Annotated in this window: 20 protein-coding genes and 2 pseudogenes; 15 read left to right on the top strand and 7 right to left on the bottom strand. The window is 67.2% G+C overall.

All coding sequences use genetic code 11. From position 1 onward, the window contains the following. Positions 1-121: 121 nt before the first annotated feature. Positions 122-550 (top strand): CHRD domain-containing protein, encoded by a 429-nt coding sequence (locus QX039_RS02945; RefSeq protein WP_315738854.1) that lies wholly within the window; start codon positions 122-124, stop codon positions 548-550. Positions 551-580: 30 nt separating this feature from the next. Here the strand turns inward: QX039_RS02945 and QX039_RS02940 are convergent, their stop codons facing one another. From QX039_RS02940 to QX039_RS02920, 5 genes and pseudogenes are all read right to left on the bottom strand, one after another. Further along, the gene (locus QX039_RS02940) at positions 581-2,155 is read right to left on the bottom strand and encodes an EAL domain-containing protein (protein ID WP_315738853.1); all 1,575 of its coding nucleotides are present in this window, start codon (positions 2,153-2,155) and stop codon (positions 581-583) included. Between the two features lie 161 nt (positions 2,156-2,316). Further along, the gene (locus QX039_RS02935; RefSeq protein WP_315773336.1) at positions 2,317-3,504 is read right to left on the bottom strand and encodes an MFS transporter; all 1,188 of its coding nucleotides are present in this window, start codon (positions 3,502-3,504) and stop codon (positions 2,317-2,319) included. Positions 3,505-3,531: 27 nt separating this feature from the next. Then, positions 3,532-4,122: pseudogene (locus QX039_RS02930) on the bottom strand (FAD-dependent oxidoreductase); the annotation flags it as partial. Further along, a pseudogene (locus QX039_RS02925) lies at positions 4,122-4,217 on the bottom strand (transcriptional regulator); the annotation flags it as partial. The pseudogenes QX039_RS02930 and QX039_RS02925, both read right to left, overlap by 1 nt. 103 nt (positions 4,218-4,320) lie before the next feature. Continuing rightward, the gene (locus QX039_RS02920) at positions 4,321-4,800 is read right to left on the bottom strand and encodes a hypothetical protein (RefSeq protein WP_315738849.1); all 480 of its coding nucleotides are present in this window, start codon (positions 4,798-4,800) and stop codon (positions 4,321-4,323) included. Positions 4,801-4,876: 76 nt separating this feature from the next. On the opposite strand from QX039_RS02920, the gene QX039_RS02915 reads away from it, so the two are divergent. From QX039_RS02915 to arsB, 4 genes are all read left to right on the top strand, one after another. Beyond that, on the top strand, positions 4,877-5,527 hold the full coding sequence (locus QX039_RS02915; protein WP_315773335.1) for a Crp/Fnr family transcriptional regulator: 651 nt from the start codon (positions 4,877-4,879) through the stop codon (positions 5,525-5,527). A gap of 91 nt (positions 5,528-5,618) precedes the next feature. Further along, on the top strand, positions 5,619-5,981 hold the full coding sequence (locus tag QX039_RS02910; protein ID WP_315738847.1) for a metalloregulator ArsR/SmtB family transcription factor: 363 nt from the start codon (positions 5,619-5,621) through the stop codon (positions 5,979-5,981). Beyond that, positions 5,974-6,501, top strand: a complete 528-nt coding sequence (locus QX039_RS02905; RefSeq protein ID WP_315773333.1) for an arsenate reductase ArsC — start codon at positions 5,974-5,976, stop codon at positions 6,499-6,501. Before QX039_RS02910 ends, QX039_RS02905 begins: the two co-directional genes overlap by 8 nt. A gap of 4 nt (positions 6,502-6,505) precedes the next feature. Continuing rightward, a complete protein-coding gene (gene arsB, locus QX039_RS02900) occupies positions 6,506-7,534 on the top strand; it encodes an ACR3 family arsenite efflux transporter (RefSeq protein ID WP_315773331.1) in 1,029 nt (342 codons plus the stop codon). Positions 7,535-7,567: 33 nt separating this feature from the next. Here arsB and QX039_RS02895 read toward each other — a convergent pair whose 3' ends face one another. After that, the gene (locus tag QX039_RS02895; protein ID WP_315773330.1) at positions 7,568-7,837 is read right to left on the bottom strand and encodes a hypothetical protein; all 270 of its coding nucleotides are present in this window, start codon (positions 7,835-7,837) and stop codon (positions 7,568-7,570) included. Positions 7,838-8,181: 344 nt separating this feature from the next. Between QX039_RS02895 and QX039_RS02890 the strand changes: the two genes are divergently transcribed. The 8 genes from QX039_RS02890 (at position 8,182) to glgX (ending at position 15,750) form a co-directional block, all read left to right on the top strand. Then, positions 8,182-8,487: a PepSY domain-containing protein gene (locus QX039_RS02890; protein WP_315738841.1), complete on the top strand. Its 306-nt coding sequence runs from the start codon at positions 8,182-8,184 to the stop codon at positions 8,485-8,487. Continuing rightward, positions 8,488-9,153, top strand: a complete 666-nt coding sequence (locus tag QX039_RS02885; RefSeq protein WP_315773329.1) for a response regulator transcription factor — start codon at positions 8,488-8,490, stop codon at positions 9,151-9,153. Then, complete coding sequence (locus tag QX039_RS02880) at positions 9,150-10,568, top strand: ATP-binding protein (RefSeq protein WP_315773328.1); 1,419 nt, start codon at positions 9,150-9,152, stop codon at positions 10,566-10,568. Before QX039_RS02885 ends, QX039_RS02880 begins: the two co-directional genes overlap by 4 nt. A 108-nt stretch (positions 10,569-10,676) precedes the next feature. Beyond that, positions 10,677-11,225, top strand: a complete 549-nt coding sequence (locus tag QX039_RS02875; RefSeq protein ID WP_315738837.1) for a cytochrome b — start codon at positions 10,677-10,679, stop codon at positions 11,223-11,225. Positions 11,226-11,285: 60 nt separating this feature from the next. Continuing rightward, complete coding sequence (locus QX039_RS02870; RefSeq protein ID WP_315758349.1) at positions 11,286-11,981, top strand: VIT1/CCC1 transporter family protein; 696 nt, start codon at positions 11,286-11,288, stop codon at positions 11,979-11,981. 297 nt (positions 11,982-12,278) lie between these two features. After that, positions 12,279-12,530, top strand: a complete 252-nt coding sequence (locus QX039_RS02865) for a DUF3551 domain-containing protein (protein ID WP_315774103.1) — start codon at positions 12,279-12,281, stop codon at positions 12,528-12,530. 647 nt (positions 12,531-13,177) lie between these two features. Further along, positions 13,178-13,450 carry a DUF3606 domain-containing protein gene (locus tag QX039_RS02860; protein WP_315738834.1) on the top strand — a complete coding sequence of 91 codons (273 nt, stop codon included), beginning with the start codon at positions 13,178-13,180 and terminating at the stop codon, positions 13,448-13,450. A gap of 65 nt (positions 13,451-13,515) precedes the next feature. Further along, entirely contained in the window at positions 13,516-15,750 is a 2,235-nt protein-coding gene (gene glgX, locus QX039_RS02855) for a glycogen debranching protein GlgX (RefSeq protein WP_315774102.1), read from the top strand. A gap of 21 nt (positions 15,751-15,771) precedes the next feature. On the opposite strand, the gene QX039_RS02850 is transcribed toward glgX, so the two are convergent. Beyond that, positions 15,772-16,689 carry a LysR family transcriptional regulator gene (locus tag QX039_RS02850; RefSeq protein ID WP_315738832.1) on the bottom strand — a complete coding sequence of 306 codons (918 nt, stop codon included), beginning with the start codon at positions 16,687-16,689 and terminating at the stop codon, positions 15,772-15,774. Positions 16,690-16,818: 129 nt separating this feature from the next. Here QX039_RS02850 and QX039_RS02845 point away from each other — a divergent pair, with 129 nt between their 5' ends. Both QX039_RS02845 and QX039_RS02840 read left to right on the top strand, forming a co-directional pair. Further along, positions 16,819-18,114 carry a D-galactonate transporter gene (locus tag QX039_RS02845; protein ID WP_315738831.1) on the top strand — a complete coding sequence of 432 codons (1,296 nt, stop codon included), beginning with the start codon at positions 16,819-16,821 and terminating at the stop codon, positions 18,112-18,114. Positions 18,115-18,135: 21 nt separating this feature from the next. Continuing rightward, positions 18,136-19,209 carry a tartrate dehydrogenase gene (locus QX039_RS02840; RefSeq protein ID WP_315774101.1) on the top strand — a complete coding sequence of 358 codons (1,074 nt, stop codon included), beginning with the start codon at positions 18,136-18,138 and terminating at the stop codon, positions 19,207-19,209. Positions 19,210-19,235: the final 26 nt, after the last annotated feature.

Below are 19,235 nucleotides of genomic sequence, written 5' to 3'. Positions count from 1 at the left end.
TTCAATCAACGCGGCCTGGGCCGCTGCCCATGCCTGGGCTGTTAACGCGTGCCACGGAATATCGGCTTGCCCGTGGGGTCTCGAACACCGAGACTGCACAAAACGATTTAGGAGGAAAACCATGGGACGGACATTCGTTCATTTGGCGTTGCTCGCCGTCGCCTGCGTCGCGGCCGCGCCACTCGCTCATGCTGAAACCGTCGTTCTGAAGTCTGAACTCAAGGCAGCCAACGAGGTGCCGCCGAACGCGTCCGCCGCGTCGGGCGCGGCCGAAGCGAGCTTCGACACCGCAACCAAGACGCTGAGCTGGAAGGTTACCTTCTCCGGCCTCAGCGGCCCGCCGATCGGCGCGCATTTCCACGGGCCCAGCGAGCCCGGCAAGAACGCCGGCATCGTGCTGCCGTTCAAGAGCCCGGAGCCGCCGATCACGGGCTCCGCCGTGATCACCGATGCGCAGGCGGCCGATCTGCTGGCCGGCAAATGGTACGCCAACGTCCACACCCAGGCGAACCCGGGCGGCGAGATCCGCGGACAGATGACCAGGCAGTGAGGCGTGTGCCCGACGCGCGCGGGCTCGCCGTCACGCGGCCAGTTCCGGCTCGCCGGCCTGGCCGGGAACGGCCGAGGCCCGGCGCACGTCGAGGAACTGCTTGAAACGGCCGAGCGACATCGGCTGTGCGACCAGATAGCCCTGGCCTTCCTCGACGCCGCAGGCGACCAGCGCATCGACCTGCTCCTGATGCTCGATGCCCTCGGCGACCACGGACATGTCGAGCTCGCGCGCCAGCGCCACCAGCATCTGCACCACCACCACGGCGGACTGGTCGCGGGTGATCGCGTCGACGAAGAACTTGTCGATCTTCAGGATGCGCGCGCCGAGCCGCTGGATGTAGGACAGGCCGCTATGGCCGATGCCGACGTCGTCGAGCGCGACGCGGAAGCCGAGCTCGCTGAGCTCCTTCACGACATCAGTCGCCTTGGTGAGATCGGCGAGCTCCTCGCGCTCGGTGACCTCTAGCACGACTTGGCGGGGGGAGACCGACGAGGATGCGACCGTCTTGCGTAGATCGTCGATGAAGCGGTCGCCGAGCAGATGGCGCGGGGTGATGTTGACGGACAGCTTGAACAGCTTGTCCTGCTTCATCTCCGGCTGCAGCTCGCGCAAGGCGGTCTTGAGAAGCTGCCAGGTCAGCTTCTCAATGCGGCCGGTGCTCTCGGCGAGCGGGATGAAGCTCATCGGCGGGATCAGTCGGCCGTCCGGCTTCTCCCAGCGCGCCAGGATCTCGCAGCCGACGATGTCGCCGGTCTTCAGTCGGAAGGTCGGCTGCACATAGGGCTTGAACTCGTTGGCCGCGAGCGCGCGATCGAGCTCGGCGACCGGGTCCACTGGCCGGCTGAGATAGCTCGCCAGCAGCAGGCCGAACATGCCGCCCAGCGTGCCGGCGGCGAGCATCGTCAGGAGATAAGCGAGGTCGCGGCGCGCGCTCAGGCTCTGCGGTCGCACATGGATCGTGGCCTGCAGCGGATAGCGGTCGGACACGGTGGTGAAGGCGACGGTCTGCGCCGGCGTCTTGGCTGATGTCTCGGGTTGATAGCCGGCCACCTGCTCGCCATCGGGCAGGGTCAGGGTGACGTTGCTCTCGGCGCGCAGGCCGACCGGCATCACGTCCAGCAGGTTGCCGTCGATGCGCAGGATCGCCGCCAGCGACCGTTGCGCGTCGATGTCGCGCATCACGCCGAACGCGGCGCCGGTGAACTGCTCGACGCGGAACAGCCGCAGCTCGCCGTCGGCGGACTTGAACATCTCGTCGCGCCGCGCCCAGCCATTGTCGAATTCGAGCGTTTCGGAATAGGCCGCGCACTCGACCGCGCCGCCGCGATCGACGGTGCGGATGTCCTTGATGATGGTGCCTTGATAGACGTGAAGGCGCAGCGCCTGTAGCGCGACGGCGCTGCAATCCATCGGTCCTTTCGCGATCAGACGGTTCAGGATCGATCCGGCCGAGTCGATCGCGGCCTCGGAACGGCGCAGCGCCACCTTGCTGAGCTCGCTGAGCTGCCGCGCGGTCTGGTTGCCGATCAGCGCGGTCACGGCGAAATCGGCGCCGGCCAGGAAGATCCCGACGCAGGCGGCCACCGCCCCGACACGAAGCATGTGTTTGCGCTGCAATGCCATCGTGTGGTGAACACCCCCGTATGACCACGGGTATCCTTCAATCCAACCTTCAACTTTCCGTATATGCGCCCCAGGATGCCCGTCCGCAGCGGCAAGGTGGGCTGTGCGCGCAGCAAGCTGGTTAAGGAAGTGCTACCGGCTCAGGCCGCCTTGTCGGTCGTGCTGCGCGGCACCGCCGCCTCGGCACGCCCGGCCGGGAGCAGCATCAAGGCGGCGAGCGCCGACAGGCTGAGGCTCGCCGACACGATCAGCACGCCGCGGCCGAGCCCGTCGATCAGCAGGCCGAACAGCAGCGGCGCGAAGGCCTGGCAGATCCGTGACGGCGCCCCGATCAGGCCGAGCCGGTAGGCGTAGTTGACGGGGCCGAAGATCGCGAGCGGCAGGGTGCCGCGAGCGATCGTCAGGATGCCGTTGCCGGAGCCGTGCAGCAGCGCGAAGGCCGCCGCGGCGCCGCCGCCGAACAGACCGATCGTCACGGCGGCGATCGGATGGGTGATGCAGGCGAGCCGCGCCGAGGCGAGCGGATGGAAGCGGCTGAGGAAGCCGGCCTCGAACACCCGCGCGGCGACCTGCGCCGGCCCGATCATCATGCCTGCGAACAGCGCCTGCGCCGGCGTCGCGCCGAACGCCTGCATCAGCCGCGGCAGATGCACCGCCATCGCCGCGGTCACGGTCCAGGCCGCCGCCATCGCAAACGCGATCAGCACCATCGGGCGGTCGAGCGGGATGTTCGGCTTGCCGGTCGGCATCTCGCCGGGCGCCATCTGGGTCGCACGCGGCAGCGACAAATTGAGCGGCAGGCCGATCACGAGGTGCGCGATCGCCCAGGCGAAACAGGTCTCGCGCCAGCCGATCGTCGCGAGCCCCAGCGTGCTCAGCGGCCAGCCGACGGTGGAGGCGAAGCCCGCGATCAGGGTGATGCCGGTGATCGCGCCGCGCGCATCCTTGCCATAGATGCGCCCGAGTGCGCCAAACGCGGCGTCATAGAGGCCGAGCCCCATGCCGACGCCGAGCCACAGCCACGCCAGCGCCATCACCCACAGCGAATGCGACAGGCCGAGCAGCGCCAGCCCGATCGCCAGCACGATGTTGGAGGCGCACAGCACCTGACGGCCGCCGACGCGGTCGATCTGGCGGCCGATGCGCGGACCCAACAGGCCGGAGATGATCAGCGAGGCCGAGAACGCGCCGAAGAACCAGTTGTTGGACAGGCCGAGATCCCTGGCGATCGGGTCGGCGAGGATCGCCGGCAGATAGTAGCTCGATCCCCAGGCCAGCGTCTGGGCGGTGCCGAGAGCGATGACCACGCCCAGCCGTCGTGCCTGCATTCCGTTAGACCTCTGCTTGGCTCTACGTCACGAACAGCCGCAGCCGCTGCGGCCAGCCTCCTTGGCCTTGGCATCATCGGCACAGCAACTGTCTACGCCGGACGGCGCCGGTCCGCCACAGCAGCCGGACAGGGCTGCAATGCTCTCCAGTCCGCCGCGGGTGCAGACGCCGGTCTCCGGCAGCTTCAACTCGACACGATGCGCGGCGGCCTTGTCGCCGGCGATGTCGGCGGTGATCGAACGGACCTGCTCATAGCCCGTCATCATCAGGAAATTTGGCGCGCGGCCATAGCTCTTCATGCCCGCGAGATAGAGCCCCGGCTCGTCGGCCTGCGCCAGCTCGCGCGCGCCATGCGGCCGTACCGTGCCGCAGGAATGCTCGTTCGGATCGATCAGGGGCGCCAGCGCCACCGGCGCTTCGATCGCCGGATCGAGCCGCAGGCGCAGCTCTGCCAGCAGCGACAGATCGGGACGGAAGCCGGTGGCGACGATCAGCTCGTCCGCGCCGACGCTGCGGTCACCGGCCGCGATGATCTGCAACTTTCCGTCCTCAACGGTGATCCCCGTGACGCCGAAACCGGTCTCGAGCCGGATGCGGCCCGAACGCACCAGCGCGGCCCGGCATGCCCTGCGCGCACCAGCGCGCGGTAGATCTTCAGGCGCGTGGTGTTGCCGAGGGCTTCCAGGCGGGCAGCGGCGTCATCGAGCTTCATGGTGTGGAGGATGCGGCAGGCGGCCCGCCGGAGTCAAACGATATTTCTAGAATATTGGAAATATTAATGAGCGCGCGCCGCGCGCGGTCGGTTGTCCGGCGCGCTATCTCAGCCGGTAGCCGGCATGGCAGCCGACGCAGGCGGCCATCGTCTCGCCGAGCGCCTTCAGCGCCGGCTTGAGGTCTCCGGTCACGCCCGCGTTCTGCGCTTCGATGGCGAACCGGCTCGCCGCCTTGTGCATCGTCGTTCCGGCCTCCTGCATGCCCTGCGGCATGAACCCGGCGACCTCAGCGGCACCGTGCAGCCGCAGCGAGCTCATCCCCAGGCGTTGCTCGGCGATCTGGCCGGCCTTGTCCGGCTCGCCCGCCGCCAGCGCGTCGTTGATCTGCTGCAGCGCCAGCAAATGGTCGCGCATGTTGGCGAGGGTGTGCTCGGCGAGATCGGGGGGAAACGCCACCCGCTCGCGCGGGTCTAGCGGAAGCGCCCCGTGGCTGCCGTGGTCGTGATGGCCGTGGTGCTGCGCCGTGGCGATGCCGGCGGACGCAACGAAGGCCAGCACAATGGCGGCAAGACGCAGGCGCATGAGGACCTCCATTTGAGCGAACGCGGTGACGTCTTCCCTAGACCGCGCAGCCGGCGGCACATATGATCCTGATCATATGCCGAGGATCATCCATCGCCCGCCCGAGGGCACGCGCCCGCCGCTCGACTGGCGCGCCCTTGCACGGCTGTCGCCATTGCTTGCCGCTCTGCCGGCGGCCGCTCGGTTGCAGACCCGGCACATCCAGGTGCCGCACCAGGGCACGGTGTTCTGTCGGGGCGATCGGCCGCGGGCGATGTTCTTCGTGCTGACCGGCGAGGTGCGATTGCTGCGCCGCTCGCGCGCCGGCGACGACATCATCCTGCAGCGTGCGCGGCGGGGCTTTCTCGCCGAGGCCAGCCTCGATCAGGCGTCGTATCATTGCGACGCCGTCGCGGCGCAGGATTCAGCGCTGCTCGCGATCGACCGCAAGGCCTTCGCCGAGGTGCTGCGCCGTCCCGAGATCGGGGACCGATGGTGCGATCATCTCGCCCGCGAGTTGCGCAAGGTCCGGGCGCAGTCGGAGCGGCTCAGCCTGAAGACGGCGCGCGAGCGGATCGTGCATTTCATCGAGACCGAAGGGGAGGGCGGCGAGGTCGAGCTCGGCCGGTCGAAGAAGGACTGGGCCGCCGAGCTCGGCGTCACCCATGAGGCGCTCTATCGCGCCCTGGCGCGCATGGAACGGGACGGCGAGCTCATCGTCGACGGCACCCGCCTGCGCTTGCGATGAGCCTTCGGGCGCGTCGTCTCCGTTCGTCGACAACGACCACTTGAGCTCGTCGGCCTTGACGCCGACTCTATATATCGATAATTCCGGATATATGGAAAACGAACAAGCCGTTCTGGCCTTGGCGGCGCTGGCGCAACCGACGCGCCTGCAGGCCTTTCGCACCCTGGTGCAGCACGAGCCCGACGGTCTGCCGGCCGGCGAGCTCGCACGTCTGCTGGAGGTGCCGCAGAACACGCTGTCGGCGCATCTGTCCGTGCTGGCGCGCGCCGGCCTCGTCAGCTCGATCAGGCACAGCCGATCGATCGTCTACCGCATCGACCTCGCGCAATTTCAGAAAGTCGCGCTGTTTCTGCTGCAGGACTGTTGCGGCGGCCGACCGGAGGTCTGCGCGCCCGTCGTCGCAAGCCTCACCCCCTGCTGTCCGCCCAAGCGCAAGGAGAAGAATCGTGTCTGACTGCGTCTACAATGTGCTGTTCCTCTGCACCGGAAATTCGGCGCGCTCGGTGCTGGCGGAGTCGATCCTGCGCAAGGACGGCGCCGGCCGCTTCCGCGCCTTCTCGGCCGGCAGCACGCCGAAAGGCGCGGTGCATCCGTTGGCGCTCGAGACGCTCGTGCGCATGGACTATCCGACCGACGATCTGCGCTCGAAGAGCTGGAGCGAGTTCGCCGTCGCCGGCGCGCCGGCGATGGATTTCGTCTTCACCGTCTGCGACAACGCCGCCGGCGAGGCGTGTCCGATCTGGCCGGGGCAACCGATGACCGCGCATTGGGGCATCGAGGATCCGGCGGTGGCCGAAGGCACGGAGCTGGAGAAGCTCGCGGCGTTCACGACCGCCTTCCGCTATCTGAAGAACAGGATCGACGCCTTCATCAATCTGCCGCTCGGTCGCATCGATTCGATGTCGCTCGGCACGCGGCTGCGCGAGATCGGGACGGGCGAGGGGGCAACGTCGTTCCGCTCCGACGTGGCCTGATCTGATGACGATCTTCGAGCGCTATCTGACGGTCTGGGTCCTGCTCTGCATCGTCGCAGGCATCGGTCTCGGCCATCTCATGCCGGGGCTGTTCGCGGCTGTCGCGTCGGCGGAGGTGGCGCGGGTCAATCTGCCGGTCGCGGCCCTGATCTGGCTGATGATCATTCCGATGCTGCTGAAGATCGATTTTGCCGCGCTCGGCAACGTGAAGGAGCATTGGCGCGGCATCGGCGTCACCCTGGTCGTGAACTGGGCCATCAAGCCGTTTTCGATGGCCCTGCTCGGCAGCATTTTCATCGGCCACGTGTTCGCCCCGATGCTTCCCGCAGGCCAGTTGTCGTCCTACGTGGCGGGTCTGATCCTGCTGGCCGCGGCGCCGTGCACGGCGATGGTGTTCGTCTGGTCGAATCTGTGCGAGGGCGAGCCGCACTACACGCTGAGCCAGGTCGCGCTCAACGACGTCATCATGGTGTTCCTGTTCGCGCCGCTGGTGGGCCTGCTGCTCGGCGTCGCCTCGATCTCGGTGCCATGGACCACCCTGCTGCTGTCGGTGCTGCTCTACATCGTTGTGCCCGTCATCATCTCGCAACTCTGGCGTCGCGCCTTGTTGCGGACGAAGGGCGGGGCATTGGAGCGCACCTTGCGCGTGCTGCAACCGGTCTCGCTCGTGGCGCTGCTCAGTACGCTGGTGCTGCTGTTCGGCTTCCAGGGCGAGCAGATCCTGAAGCAGCCGGTCGTCATCGCGATCCTTGCCGTGCCGATCCTGATCCAGGTCTATCTGAACGCGGGGATCGCCTATTGGCTCAGCCGCCGGCTCGGCGTGGCCTGGTGCGTCGCGGCTCCGGCCGCCTTGATCGGCGCCAGCAATTTCTTCGAGCTGGCGGTTGCCGCCGCGATCAGCCTGTTCGGGCTCGACTCGGGGGCCGCGCTCGCGACGGTCGTCGGGGTTCTCGTCGAAGTCCCCGTGATGCTCTCGGTCGTGCGCATCGTCAGGGCGACGTGTCGCTGGTACGAAGCGGGACTGCCGGCCTAGCTCCGCGCGGTGCTTCGCCAGGGGCGGTTCGCCTCACCGCCGCGGCTCGTCCTGATCGTCGTCGTCGCCTTCGCGCTCGCGGCGGGCCGGCTCGTAGCTCAGCGGCGGGCTTTCGGCCCGCGCATGCAGCGCCGCAAGATGCGGGTAGGCCTCAAGACCAGCTCCAAGATCAGCTTCAAGACCGCCGTTCACGGCACGGGCCACCGGCACCAGCGTGGGCGCCGTCTCCCGGCTGGCTTGTGACATGGCCAAGATGCCGCCCAGCCCCGCCAGCACGGCTGCCAATGTCATCGTCTTACGCATGCTCGTCTCCGAACTCACCGCCCCCGGCTCGCTCCGTCCTGAAGCGATCATGTTGCAACGAGACTGACGGCATCCCGTCGGGTCGTGTCAGCGGGGAGTCAGCTTGCCTCGGGCAGGATGCCGATCCTGTGCGAGTTTCCACCCCCGCATCTCTCTGATGCGCAATTCCGACATCGGAAGTTCAAACTATCATCCGCACCAGCTCGGTAGCATTTGCGAATGCTCCGCAATTCGTGCCCCGCAATTCGAACCAGTGGCGAGAGCGCAACGAATGACGACGATCTCTGAAGATGACGGCGTCAGGCCCCGGAAGGATCATGCATTTGCCTCAAATTGGACGGTTCATGCGCATCACGGCATCTGCGATGCTGATCTCGACGGCTGCGTCCGCGGCGACGGTGGCGCGCGAGGATGATCGTGAGCGCCGTGATGCCATGCGTCATGCCGTGGAGGCGGGCGACGTCTTGCCGCTGTCGCAGATCCTGCCGAGATTGCGTGGCCGGGTCGCCGGCGACGTGATGGGGATCGATGTCGAGCGCCTGCGTGGCCGCTGGCGCTATGAGTTTCGGGTGATCGGCCGCGATGGCCGCGTGCGTGAGGTCTATGTCGATGCGCGCAGCGGCGAGATCGAACGGATCGAGGAAAAGTAGATGCGTGTGCTGCTGGTCGAGGATGATCCGCGGCTGGCGTCCGACCTGGTGCGGACGCTGCAGGCGGCGGGCTATCTGGTCGAAACGTCCGACAACGGCGAGCAGGCCTGGTTTCTCGGCGACACCGAGGATTATGGCGCCGTGATCCTCGATCTCGGCCTCCCCGGCATGGACGGCCTGTCGGTGCTGAAGCGCTGGCGCGGCGCGGGGCGACACATGCCGGTGCTGATCCTGACGGCGCGCGCGAGCTGGGCGGAGCGGGTCGACGGCATCGATGCCGGCGCCGACGACTATCTGCCGAAGCCGTTTCGCAACGAGGAGCTGCTGGCGCGATTGCGCGCGATCGTGCGGCGGTCCGCCGGCCGTGCGGCGCCGGTGCTCTCGTCCGGCGACCTGACGCTCGACGAGCGCCAGATGAAGGTCAGCCTGTCCGGCGTGCCGGTGACGCTGTCGCAGCTCGAATACCGGCTGATCGCGTATCTGCTGCGGCAGAGCGGGCGCGTCGTGCCGCAGCATGAGCTGGAGGAGAACGTCTACGGCCTCGGCCACGAGCACGACTCCAACGCGCTCGAGGTGCTGATCCGGCGCGTCCGCAAGAAGCTCGGCGCCGACATCATCGAGACCCGCCGCGGCTTCGGGTACATGATCCCGGAGACGGCGGAATGAGGCTCGGCTCGCTGCGGCTGCGGCTGGTGGCGGCGGGCACCATCGCGCTGCTGGTCGCGCTCGGCGTCGCCGGCTTCGGCATGGTCGTGCTGTTCAAGCGCCACGTCGCGCGGACGCTCGCCTCCGATCTCGACATTCACCTGCGCCAATTGCTGAACGGCCTCGAGGTCGATGCGGAAGGGCGCATCGTGGTCGCGCGGCCGCCGGCCGATCCGCGCTTCGTGGTGCCGCTGTCGGGGCTGTACTGGCAGATCTCGGACGATCATGGCCAGTTGCTGCGCTCGCGCTCGCTGTGGGACACCATCCTGCCGCTGCCGATCGACGAGCCCGGACCGAGCGACGTGCATCAGCATGAGCTCGCCGGGCCGGATGGCGAACACGTGCTGGTCGCCGAGCGCGGCATCCTGATGAATCCGGAAAGCCAGATCCGCGTGCGCGCGGCCGTGGCCTACGGCCTCGACGGTGCCACCAGCGCGGTGCTGACCTTCGCCAAGGACCTGTCGATCGCGCTCGCCGTGCTGGCCGTCATCCTCGCCGTCGGCACGTCGGTTCAGGTCACTCTCGGCCTGCGTCCGCTCGGCGTGCTGCGCCGTGGCGTCGCCGAGATCCGCAGCGGTCGGCGCCAGCATCTTCCCGTGGACGTGCCGACCGAGGTGGCGCCGCTGGTCGAGGAGGTCAACGCGTTGCTCGATGCGCAGCAGCGCGAGATCATGCGCTCGCGCAGCCGTGCGGCCGATCTCGCTCACGGCTTCAAGACGCCGCTCGCCGCCCTCACGGCCGACGCCGCGCGCTTGAGGGAGCTCGGCCAGCTCGAGCTGGCGCGCAACATCGAGGATGTCGCCGAGGCGATGAGCCGGCAGGTTGATCGCGAGCTGGCGCTGGCGCGGCTGCGCGGCAAGGCCCGCGGCGGGCCGGAGGCCGCGACCGAGCTCGCGCCTTTGGTGAATGCGCTGCTTGGGACGCTCGGCCGCACGCCGGCGGCCGCCCATGTCAGCTTCGATGGCGAGGTGCCCCCGGGCCTGAGCGTCGGCATGGATCGGACGGATCTCGCCGAGGTGCTCGGCAATCTGCTGGAGAACGCCGCGCGTCATGCGGCGAGCACGGTTCGCATCGTCGCCAGTGCGACCCCTCTGATCGTCATCGTCGAGGATGACGGTCCGGGCATTCCGGATGCGAAGATCGGCCGCGTGCTCGAGCGCGGCGGCCGCCTCGACGAGCAGGGGCCGGGCAGCGGGCTGGGGCTCGCGATCGTGCAGGACGTGCTCGAAGCCTATGGCTGGCGGCTGCAGATCGGCCGTTCCGAGCTGGGCGGCGCCAGGATCACGATCGCGCCGGCCATCGTCTCGGCGCTCCGCTGGCCGCAGCCCGCGATGTCCCAGGCGACCCCGGCGCCGTCCATTCTGACAGTAGGCTGACATCCCGCGTCAGCGGCGCGACGCCCCCGGTCAGCTATTACCTCAGGTCATGACGCCCCACGCGGCTTGCCACCGCGGGGGGTGCCCAATGGTCGAAGGAAGCTGATCATGCGTATTCGAAATTCCGCCAAGGCGTATGGGTCCGTCGCGATCGGGCTGCACTGGATCGTCGCCGTGCTGGTGCCGGCGGCCTGGATCTCGGGTCATCTCGGCGACATCCTGCCACGCGGCTCTCATGACACGGGCCTGTTCATGCACGTCTCGCTCGGGCTGGCGATGCTGGGCTTTGCGCTCGCGCGCCTGGCCTGGCGCCTGGCCGATCCGCCGCCGGCCCCTGAAGCGACCAAATTCGGCGCGTGGACCGTTCACGTCGGCGAGATCACGCATCTGCTGATCTACGGCATCATGTTCGCCATTCCGGTCCTCGGCATCGTCACCCAGTTTGCCCGCGGCTACGGCTTGCCGGTGTTCGGCCTGTTCGAGATCGCCTCACCCTGGGTCGGCGACCGCGGCTTCGCCCACGACTTGAAGGAGATGCACGAGGCGCTGGCCAATGGCCTGATGATCCTGATCGGCCTGCACGCCGGTGCGGCGCTGCTGCATCATTACTGGCTGCACGATCGCACCCTGCGGCGGATGGTGCCGGGACTGCGGTGATCGGTCCTGTCATCCGGGCCTGCTAAGAGGCTTCCGTCGATCACGCCATCGGAGGCCGTCATGCCGGCAACGCCGCACATCGAAAAGCACTTCACCGCGTCGGAAGTCGTCCGCGACGTCGTGATCGGCATGGCCGACGGGCTCACCGTGCCGTTCGCGCTCGCCGCCGGTCTCTCGGCTGCGGTCGCCAAGACCGACGTGATCGTCACCGCCGGCCTTGCCGAGGTCGTCGCCGGCGCGATCGCGATGGGGCTCGGCGGTTATCTCGCCGCCCGCTCCGACGCCGAGCATTATGCCGCCGAGGAGAAGCGGGAGCACGACGAGATCGAGCACCTTCGCGGCCGCGAGGTCGAGGAGGTTGCGGCGATCTTCCGCGGCTATGGTCTCGAAGGCCAGGCCTTGACCACCGTGGTCGACGCCATCGCGTCCGATCGCAAGCGCTGGGTCGACTTCATGATGCGCTTCGAGCTCGGTCTCGAACGCCCGGATCCGAAGCGCGCGCCGGTCAGCGCCGTGACCATCGGCGGCTCCTACGTGATCGGCGGCCTGATCCCGCTGATCCCCTACATGCTGGCGCCTGACATCTCGTCCGCACTCCGGATCTCCGTGGTCGCAACCGGCATCGCGCTCTTGATCTTCGGCGCCATCAAAGGCCACTTCACCGGCGTCAACAAGATCAAGTCGGCGCTGCAGACTGCGCTGGTCGGCGGCCTCGCCGCCGGCGCGGCATTCTGGCTGGCGCATCTGTTCGGGTAGGGCGGGACAGGATTGCGGTCGAGGCCATTCGGAAGAAGGTCACCGGGCCGGTCATGATTGACGAGGGACCGTAGGGTGGGCAAAGGCGCGCCGGGGTGAGGCCTTGTCGGGCGAGCTTTCGCGCGCGCCGTGCCCACCGCCCGCACCCAGCGCCGCCGATGGTGGGCACGCGCCGCCTTTGGTGTCGCTTTGCCCAGCCTACGGCAGCGTCGTCTGCGGCAAAGGGCTTTGCCCGAGTTCGAGATCGCCGCGCCGGCAGACCCTTTCGGATTGGTCAGCCTCGTGCCATGATGTGTGATGATGCGCGCGCTTCTCCTCATGACTTCGATCACAGTGCTTGCAACCGCTCCGGCCGCAGCTCAACGGTTCGATGGCATTGATCCGGTGTGCCTCCAGATATGGGAGTGGGGCGGTTCCAGCACAATCTCGTGCCAGTACAGGTCGTGGGAGGCGTGTAGAGCGGGGGCTGCGGGCATGTCGGCCATGTGCTTGCCGAACCCCTATGCACAACGCCCGTCTGAGCCAAGCCGCCGTCGGCCTCCCCGGTAGGCGCCGATTGCGATCTGACAAGACCCCAATCGTCAACGGAGCAGGCACGCGCCGTCCGATGCTTGCTCGGGCTGATCGGAACCAGTCTGTATTTCTGAGAAAAATAAATCTGTTGCCATTTTTCAGAAATCGTGCTTGATTGTCTCCATCCCGTGCTCCTCGAGAGGGGCGCTTCGCGATCGTCACGGAACGTTGGGCGCGGGATGCGGTGGCTGTAGGATGCCGCAGCGTGGGGCGACTCGCGCGGACGAACGGCAGCTTGCGGACGCGAAGTCGCGTGGTCCTGGCGCCCCGATGCTGGCGCCAAGTCTTCGGGCGATGATCCCGAGGGCGACGGTGACTAACAAGCCGGTACACCGAGGAGATCGCGAAGTAAGCGTGAAAACCATCGCGCGGGGAATGCCGGGATGTCTCGGCTGAACCTGTGGTGACTGCCGCCTGCTTTTTTTCTGCAGGCGGGCCATGGGGGCGGCCAGCTCCCGGCATTCCCTGCGCCCTCTGCCTGATCGGGGGCAACACCGATGACATCACTCGGGCGCATGGCGCCGCGAGAGCAGTGACGCACGTCTTCACGGCGATGCCCAGGGGAGGGAGCGCGGGAACCAAATTCCGCAGTCAAGGTTAGCTGGCATGCAGGAGGACTCCCGATGCGCCGTCCGAAGATTCAGCCGTCCCGCAACAAGCTCGACATGACCGATCAGGCCCAGGTCCGCGTGGTGACCAAGCGGCTGAAGATGTCGCCTGGGGAATTGTCCGAGATGGTCGAACGCATCGGCAACTCCATCGCAGCCATCACCAAGGAAGTCGCGCAGCAGCGAGCCGCGAAGGCAGCGCCGGAAGGAGCCGTGATCGCGTCGGTGACGGTGACCGAGACCAAGGCGGAAGTGATCGTGCCGGACGAGACGCCAGCGGCAACCTAGCAATCGACGCTGATCATCGAGACCCCCGGCAATAGATCTGGGGAATTGGACGAAGGGGGCAAAGGATGGACCAACGCACCGACCTCGGTGACGCGTTGACGCGGGCCGCATTCAACCTGCGCAGGACCAAGATCAGCGAAGGCCGGCCGTTTCCGCTCGGCGCCACCTGGGACGGGCTCGGCGTCAACTTCGCGATCTTTTCCGCGCACGCGACCAAGGTCGAGCTGTGCCTGTTCGACGAGACCGGCGAGACCGAGCTCGAGCGCATCGAGCTTCCTGAATACACTGACGAGGTCTGGCACGGCTACCTGCCGACGGCCCGTCCCGGGACGGTCTACGGCTATCGCGTGCACGGACCCTATGAGCCCGATGCCGGCCATCGCTTCAATCCGAACAAGCTCGTGATCGATCCCTACGCCAGGCAACTGGTCGGAAACCTGCGGTGGGGGCCGGAGCTGTTCGGCTATCAGCTCGATCACGCCGACAAGGATCTGTCGTTCGACGATCGCGACAGTGCGCCGCTGATGCTGAAATGCCGGGTCATCGATCCCGCCTTCACCTGGGGCACCTCGCGCAAGCCCGAGATTCCGTGGGAACGGACCATCTTCTACGAGATGCACGTCAAGGGCTTCACCAAGTTGCATCCGCTGGTGCCGGAGGCCGATCGCGGCACCTTTGCCGGGCTCGCGCACCAGGACATCCCGGCCTATCTGCGATCGCTCGGCATCACCTCGGCGGAGCTGCTCCCGATCCACGCCTTCATCGACGACAGCTATCTGGTCGAGAAGGGGCTCCGCAACTACTGGGGCTACAACTCGATCGGCTTCTTTGCGCCGGAGCCACGCTATCTGAAGACGCCGTTCGCGACCGAATTCAAGACCATGGTCAACCAGTTCCACGCCAATGGCATCGAGGTGATCCTCGACGTGGTCTATAACCACACCGCGGAGGGCAACGAGCTCGGACCGACGCTGTCGTTCAAGGGCATCGACAATGCCAGCTACTACCGGCTGATGCCGGACCAGAAACGCTACTACATCAACGACACCGGCACCGGCAATACGGTGAACCTGTCGCACCAGCGCGTGCTGCAGCTCGTCGCGGACTCCTTGCGCTATTGGGCGACCGAGATGCGGGTCGACGGCTTCCGCTTCGATCTCGCCACCATCCTGGCGCGCGAGCCCTATGGCTTCGACGAGGGCGGCAGCTTCCTGGATGCCTGTCGTCAGGACCCTGTGCTGTCGAGCGTCAAGCTGATCGCCGAGCCCTGGGACATCGGTCCGGGCGGCTATCAGGTCGGCCAGTTTCCACCGGGCTGGGCGGAATGGAACGACAAGTTCCGCGACACCGCGCGTGCGTTCTGGAAGGGCGATGGCGGCACGCTCGCCGATTTCGCCAAGCGCATCTCCGGCTCGGGCGATCTGTTCAACAAGCGCGGCCGCCGCCCCTGGGCGAGCGTGAACTTCATCACCGCGCATGACGGCTTCAACCTCAACGACCTCGTCTCCTACAACGACAAGCACAACGAGGCCAATGGCGAGGATAATCGCGACGGCCACAGCAACAACCACTCCTGGAATTGCGGCGTCGAGGGACCGACCGACGACCCCGAGATCACGGCGTTGCGCGAGCGCCAGAAGCGCAATCTGCTGGCCACGATGCTGCTGTCGCATGGCACGCCGATGCTGCTCGCCGGCGACGAGTTCGGCCATACCCAGAACGGCACCAACAACGCCTATGCGCAGGACAATGAGACGACCTGGCTCGACTGGATGGGCATCACGCCGCAGGGGCGGGCGTTGCGCGAATTCACGCGCAAGCTGATCGCCATGCGCAAGGCGTTTCCGATCCTCTATCGCAGCCGCTTCCTGATCGGCTCGCACAATGAGGACCTCGGCGTCAACGACGTGACTTGGCTCGACCCGTCGGGCGAGGAGATGACGACGGAGCAGTGGACTGACGATCACGCGCGTTGCTTCGGCATGCTGCTCGACGGCCGCGCCCAGGAGACCGGCGTTAAGCGGCGTGGCTCGGATGCGACGCTCCTGCTGGTCTACAACGCGCATTTCGACGTCGTGAACTTCACGCTTCCGTCCGTGCCCGAAGGCCATAATTGGCTGGCGCTGCTCGACACCAACCAGCCGGATGCACAGCCGCAGTCGTTCCCGTTCGGCCACGTCTACGCGGTGACCGGGCGATCGCTGCTGGCACTCGGCCTGTCCTCGGAGCAGCAGCCGATGCGCAGCCTGCGCCATGGCCTCGGCGCGTTGCTCGACATCGCGGAGGCGCCGCTGGGGTAGGATGTTCGGCGGATCTTGCGGTCAGGCACCGCGGGCGTATTTCGCAAGCCGCGCGTCGAGCACGCCGAGCATGGCCTCGCGCGCCGGATCGCGCGAGCCGCGCAGCCAGACGGCCGCGAGCGGAAGCCGTCCGGCGGTGCTGCCGCGTGTCATCCGCAGCGGCACGAAGCGGACGCCGGAGACCGCGAGCCGCGAGGTCCAGCGCGGCACGATGGCAATGCCGAGTCGCGCGGCGACGAGATGGACGATGGTCTGCTTCTCATCGGCAAACTGCGCGATATCCGGCGACAGCTCGGCCTGTGCGAACAGCTTCATGGTGAGGTCGTGGCTGTGCGGCCGCGACCGGCGGTCCGGGACGATCAGCGGCTGGTCGGCGATGTCGGCGAGCGAGACCGCGGCACGCGAGGCCAGCCGGTGCCGCTGCGGCAGCGCCACCACGGCGCTCTCGCTGAGCAGCGCGCGGAATTCGAGCCTGATATCGGTGCGCTCGGGCGGCCTGACAAAGGCGAGGTCGAGCGCGCCGGACAGGATCTTGGGCAGCAGCCGGATCGTCTTCTCCTCCATGAGCTGCACCGCGATGTCGGGATGCCGCGCGCGAAAATCGTGCAGCAATTGCGGCAGCAGCCCGGCGGCCGCGCTGTCGATGGCGCCGACGCGCAGCCGCTGCGCCTTCGTGCTTCGGGTACGGCGGCGGAAGCCGGTTTCGACCGCCTCGACGCGGGCCAGGATCGCCCGGGCGTCGCGCAGCAAGGTCGTGCCGTGCTCGGTCAGCGACACCGCGCGCGTGGTGCGGGCGAACAGCGGCGTCGCGAGATCCTCCTCCAGCAGCTTGATCTGGCGTCCGAGCGCCGAGGGCAGCATCTGCAGCCGCTGCGCCGCCTTGCCGAAATGCAGTTCCTCGGCGGCGGCCACGAAGCAGCGGAGCTGGTGCAATTCCATGGTGGGATCCTGAAGAGGCGATGGGCCGGATTATATCATTTTTTTGTATAATGATGCGAGCATTGAAGCCGGCCTGGTTCGCCGCCTACGCTTGTCAGATCAACGACAAGACGGGACAGGGAGGTGACGATGGCCGGAGAGCTGGAGATGCGCGTGCTGCGCAGGATCACGTTGCGCATCGTGCCCTTCATCATGCTGCTCTACTTCGTAGCCTTCATCGACCGTGTCAACGTCGGCTTCGCAGCGCTGACCATGAACAAGGACATCGGGCTGTCAGCCTCGGCCTATGGCTTCGGCGCCGGCATCTTCTTCTGGGGCTATTTCCTGTTCGAGGTCCCCTCCAACCTCGCGCTGGACAAGTTCGGCGCCCGAATCTGGATCGCGCGGGTCATGATCACCTGGGGCATCGTCTCCGGCGCGATGGCGTTCGTGCAGGGACCGACGAGCTTCTATGTGCTGCGCTTCCTGCTTGGTGCTGCGGAAGCAGGCTTCTTCCCCGGAATCATCCTCTATCTCTCCTACTGGTTTCCGGCCCGCCAGCGCGCAGCCGTCACCGCGCTGTTCATGGCCGCCGCGCCGCTCTCCACGGTTCTCGGCTCTCCGGTTTCCGGCGCGCTGCTGGAGATGGACGGCATTCTCGGCTTCAAGGGCTGGCAGTGGCTGTTCCTGATCGAGGCGCTGCCGGCGGTGCTGCTCGGCTTCGTCGTGCTCGCCTACATGACCGATCGTCCGGAGCAGGCGCGCTGGCTCGCCGACGACGAGCGCGACTGGCTGGTGCGCACGATGAATGCCGAGCTGGCGAGCAAGGCCGCCACCGCCAGCCACAGCATCTGGCGCGGGTTGGCCGACATCCGCGTGCTCGCGCTCGCGCTGGTCTATTTCGGCACCTCGGCCGGCCTCTACACGCTCGGCGTCTGGGCGCCGCAGATCATCAAGCAGTTCGGCCTGTCGTCGTTCGCCGTCGGCTTCCTCAACGCGGTGCCACCGACCGTGGCCGTGGTCGTCATGATCCTGTGGGCGCGCCATTCCGACCGCACCGCCGAGCGCACCTGGCACGTCGTGCTGGCCTGCGTCGTCGCCGCCGTCGGGCTCTGGCTGGCCGGGCTGTCGACCAGTGTCGCCGCCGTGCTCGCGGCACTCACGCTGGTCAATGTCGGCATCTCCTCCTCGAAGCCGCCGCTGTGGAGCATGCCCACCATGTTCCTGTCCGGCTCGGCCGCTGCGGCGGGCATCGCGACCATCAACTCGATCGGCAATCTCGGCGGCTTCGTCGGTCCAGCGATGATCGGCTGGATCAAGGACCAGACCGGCAGCTTCAACGGCGGGCTCTATTTCGTCGCCGGGCTGCTGGTGGTATCGGCGGTGCTGACCCTGTTGCTGTCACGTTCTCAACGTGCAAAGGCCGCTGCGGCCACGCAATCCTGACCCATCACACGGAGCCCTTTCATGCGCACCCATTCCATCGCCGCGATTCCCGCCGACGGCATCGGCCCCGAGGTCATCTCCGAAGGTGTCCGTGTGCTCGAGGCGCTCGCCAAGCGCTCGGGCGACATCAGCTTCAACGTCAAGACCTTCGACTGGGGCTCGGACTACTACAAGAAGCACGGCGTGATGATGCCGGCCGACGGCCTCGCCGAGCTGAAGAAGTTCGACGCGATCTATTTCGGCGCGGTCGGCGCTCCCGACGTGCCCGACCACATCACGCTGTGGGGGTTACGACTGCCGATCTGCCAGGGCTTCGATCAGTACGCCAATGTGCGGCCGACCAAGATCCTGCCCGGTGTGGCCTCGCCCTTGCGCAATGTCGGCGTCGGCGATCTCGACTGGGTGATCGTGCGCGAGAATTCCGAGGGCGAATATGCCGGCATGGGCGGCCGCGCGCACCGCGGCCTGCCGGAGGAGGTGGGCACCGAGGTCGCCGTCTTCACCCGCGTCGGCGTCACCCGCATCATGCGCTACGCGTTCAAGCTGGCGCAGTCGCGGCCGCGCAAGTTCCTCACCGTCGTCACCAAGTCGAATGCGCAACGCCACGGCATGGTGATGTGGGACGAGATCGCCGCCGAAGTGGCGCGCGAATTCCCCGACGTGACCTGGGACAAGATGCTGGTCGACGCGATGACCGTGCGCATGACCCTGCAGCCGAAGAGCCTCGACACCATCGTGGCGACCAATTTGCATGCCGACATCCTGTCCGATCTCGCCGGCGCGCTGGCCGGCAGCCTCGGCGTGGCGCCGACCGGCAACATCGATCCGGAGCGGCGCTTCCCCTCGATGTTCGAGCCGATCCACGGCTCGGCCTTCGACATCACCGGCAAGGGCATCGCCAATCCGGTCGCGACGTTCTGGACCGGCGCGCAAATGCTCGAGCATCTCGGCGAGACGGACGCGGCCGCGCGGCTGATGGCGGCGGTGGAGAAGGTGTGTGCAGCCGGCATCCTCACGCCCGACGTGGGCGGCAAGGCGACGACCAGGGAGGTGACCGACGCCGTCATCGACGCGATCCACGGCTCCAACGTCTGAGGCGTGCTGTTCTCTTGCACAATTCT

Origin of the sequence: Bradyrhizobium sp. SZCCHNR1043 (assembly GCF_032489675.1) — a bacterium.
Classification (GTDB): Bacteria; Pseudomonadota; Alphaproteobacteria; order Rhizobiales; family Xanthobacteraceae; genus Bradyrhizobium.
This window is presented reverse-complemented; position numbering and strand designations above follow the sequence as displayed.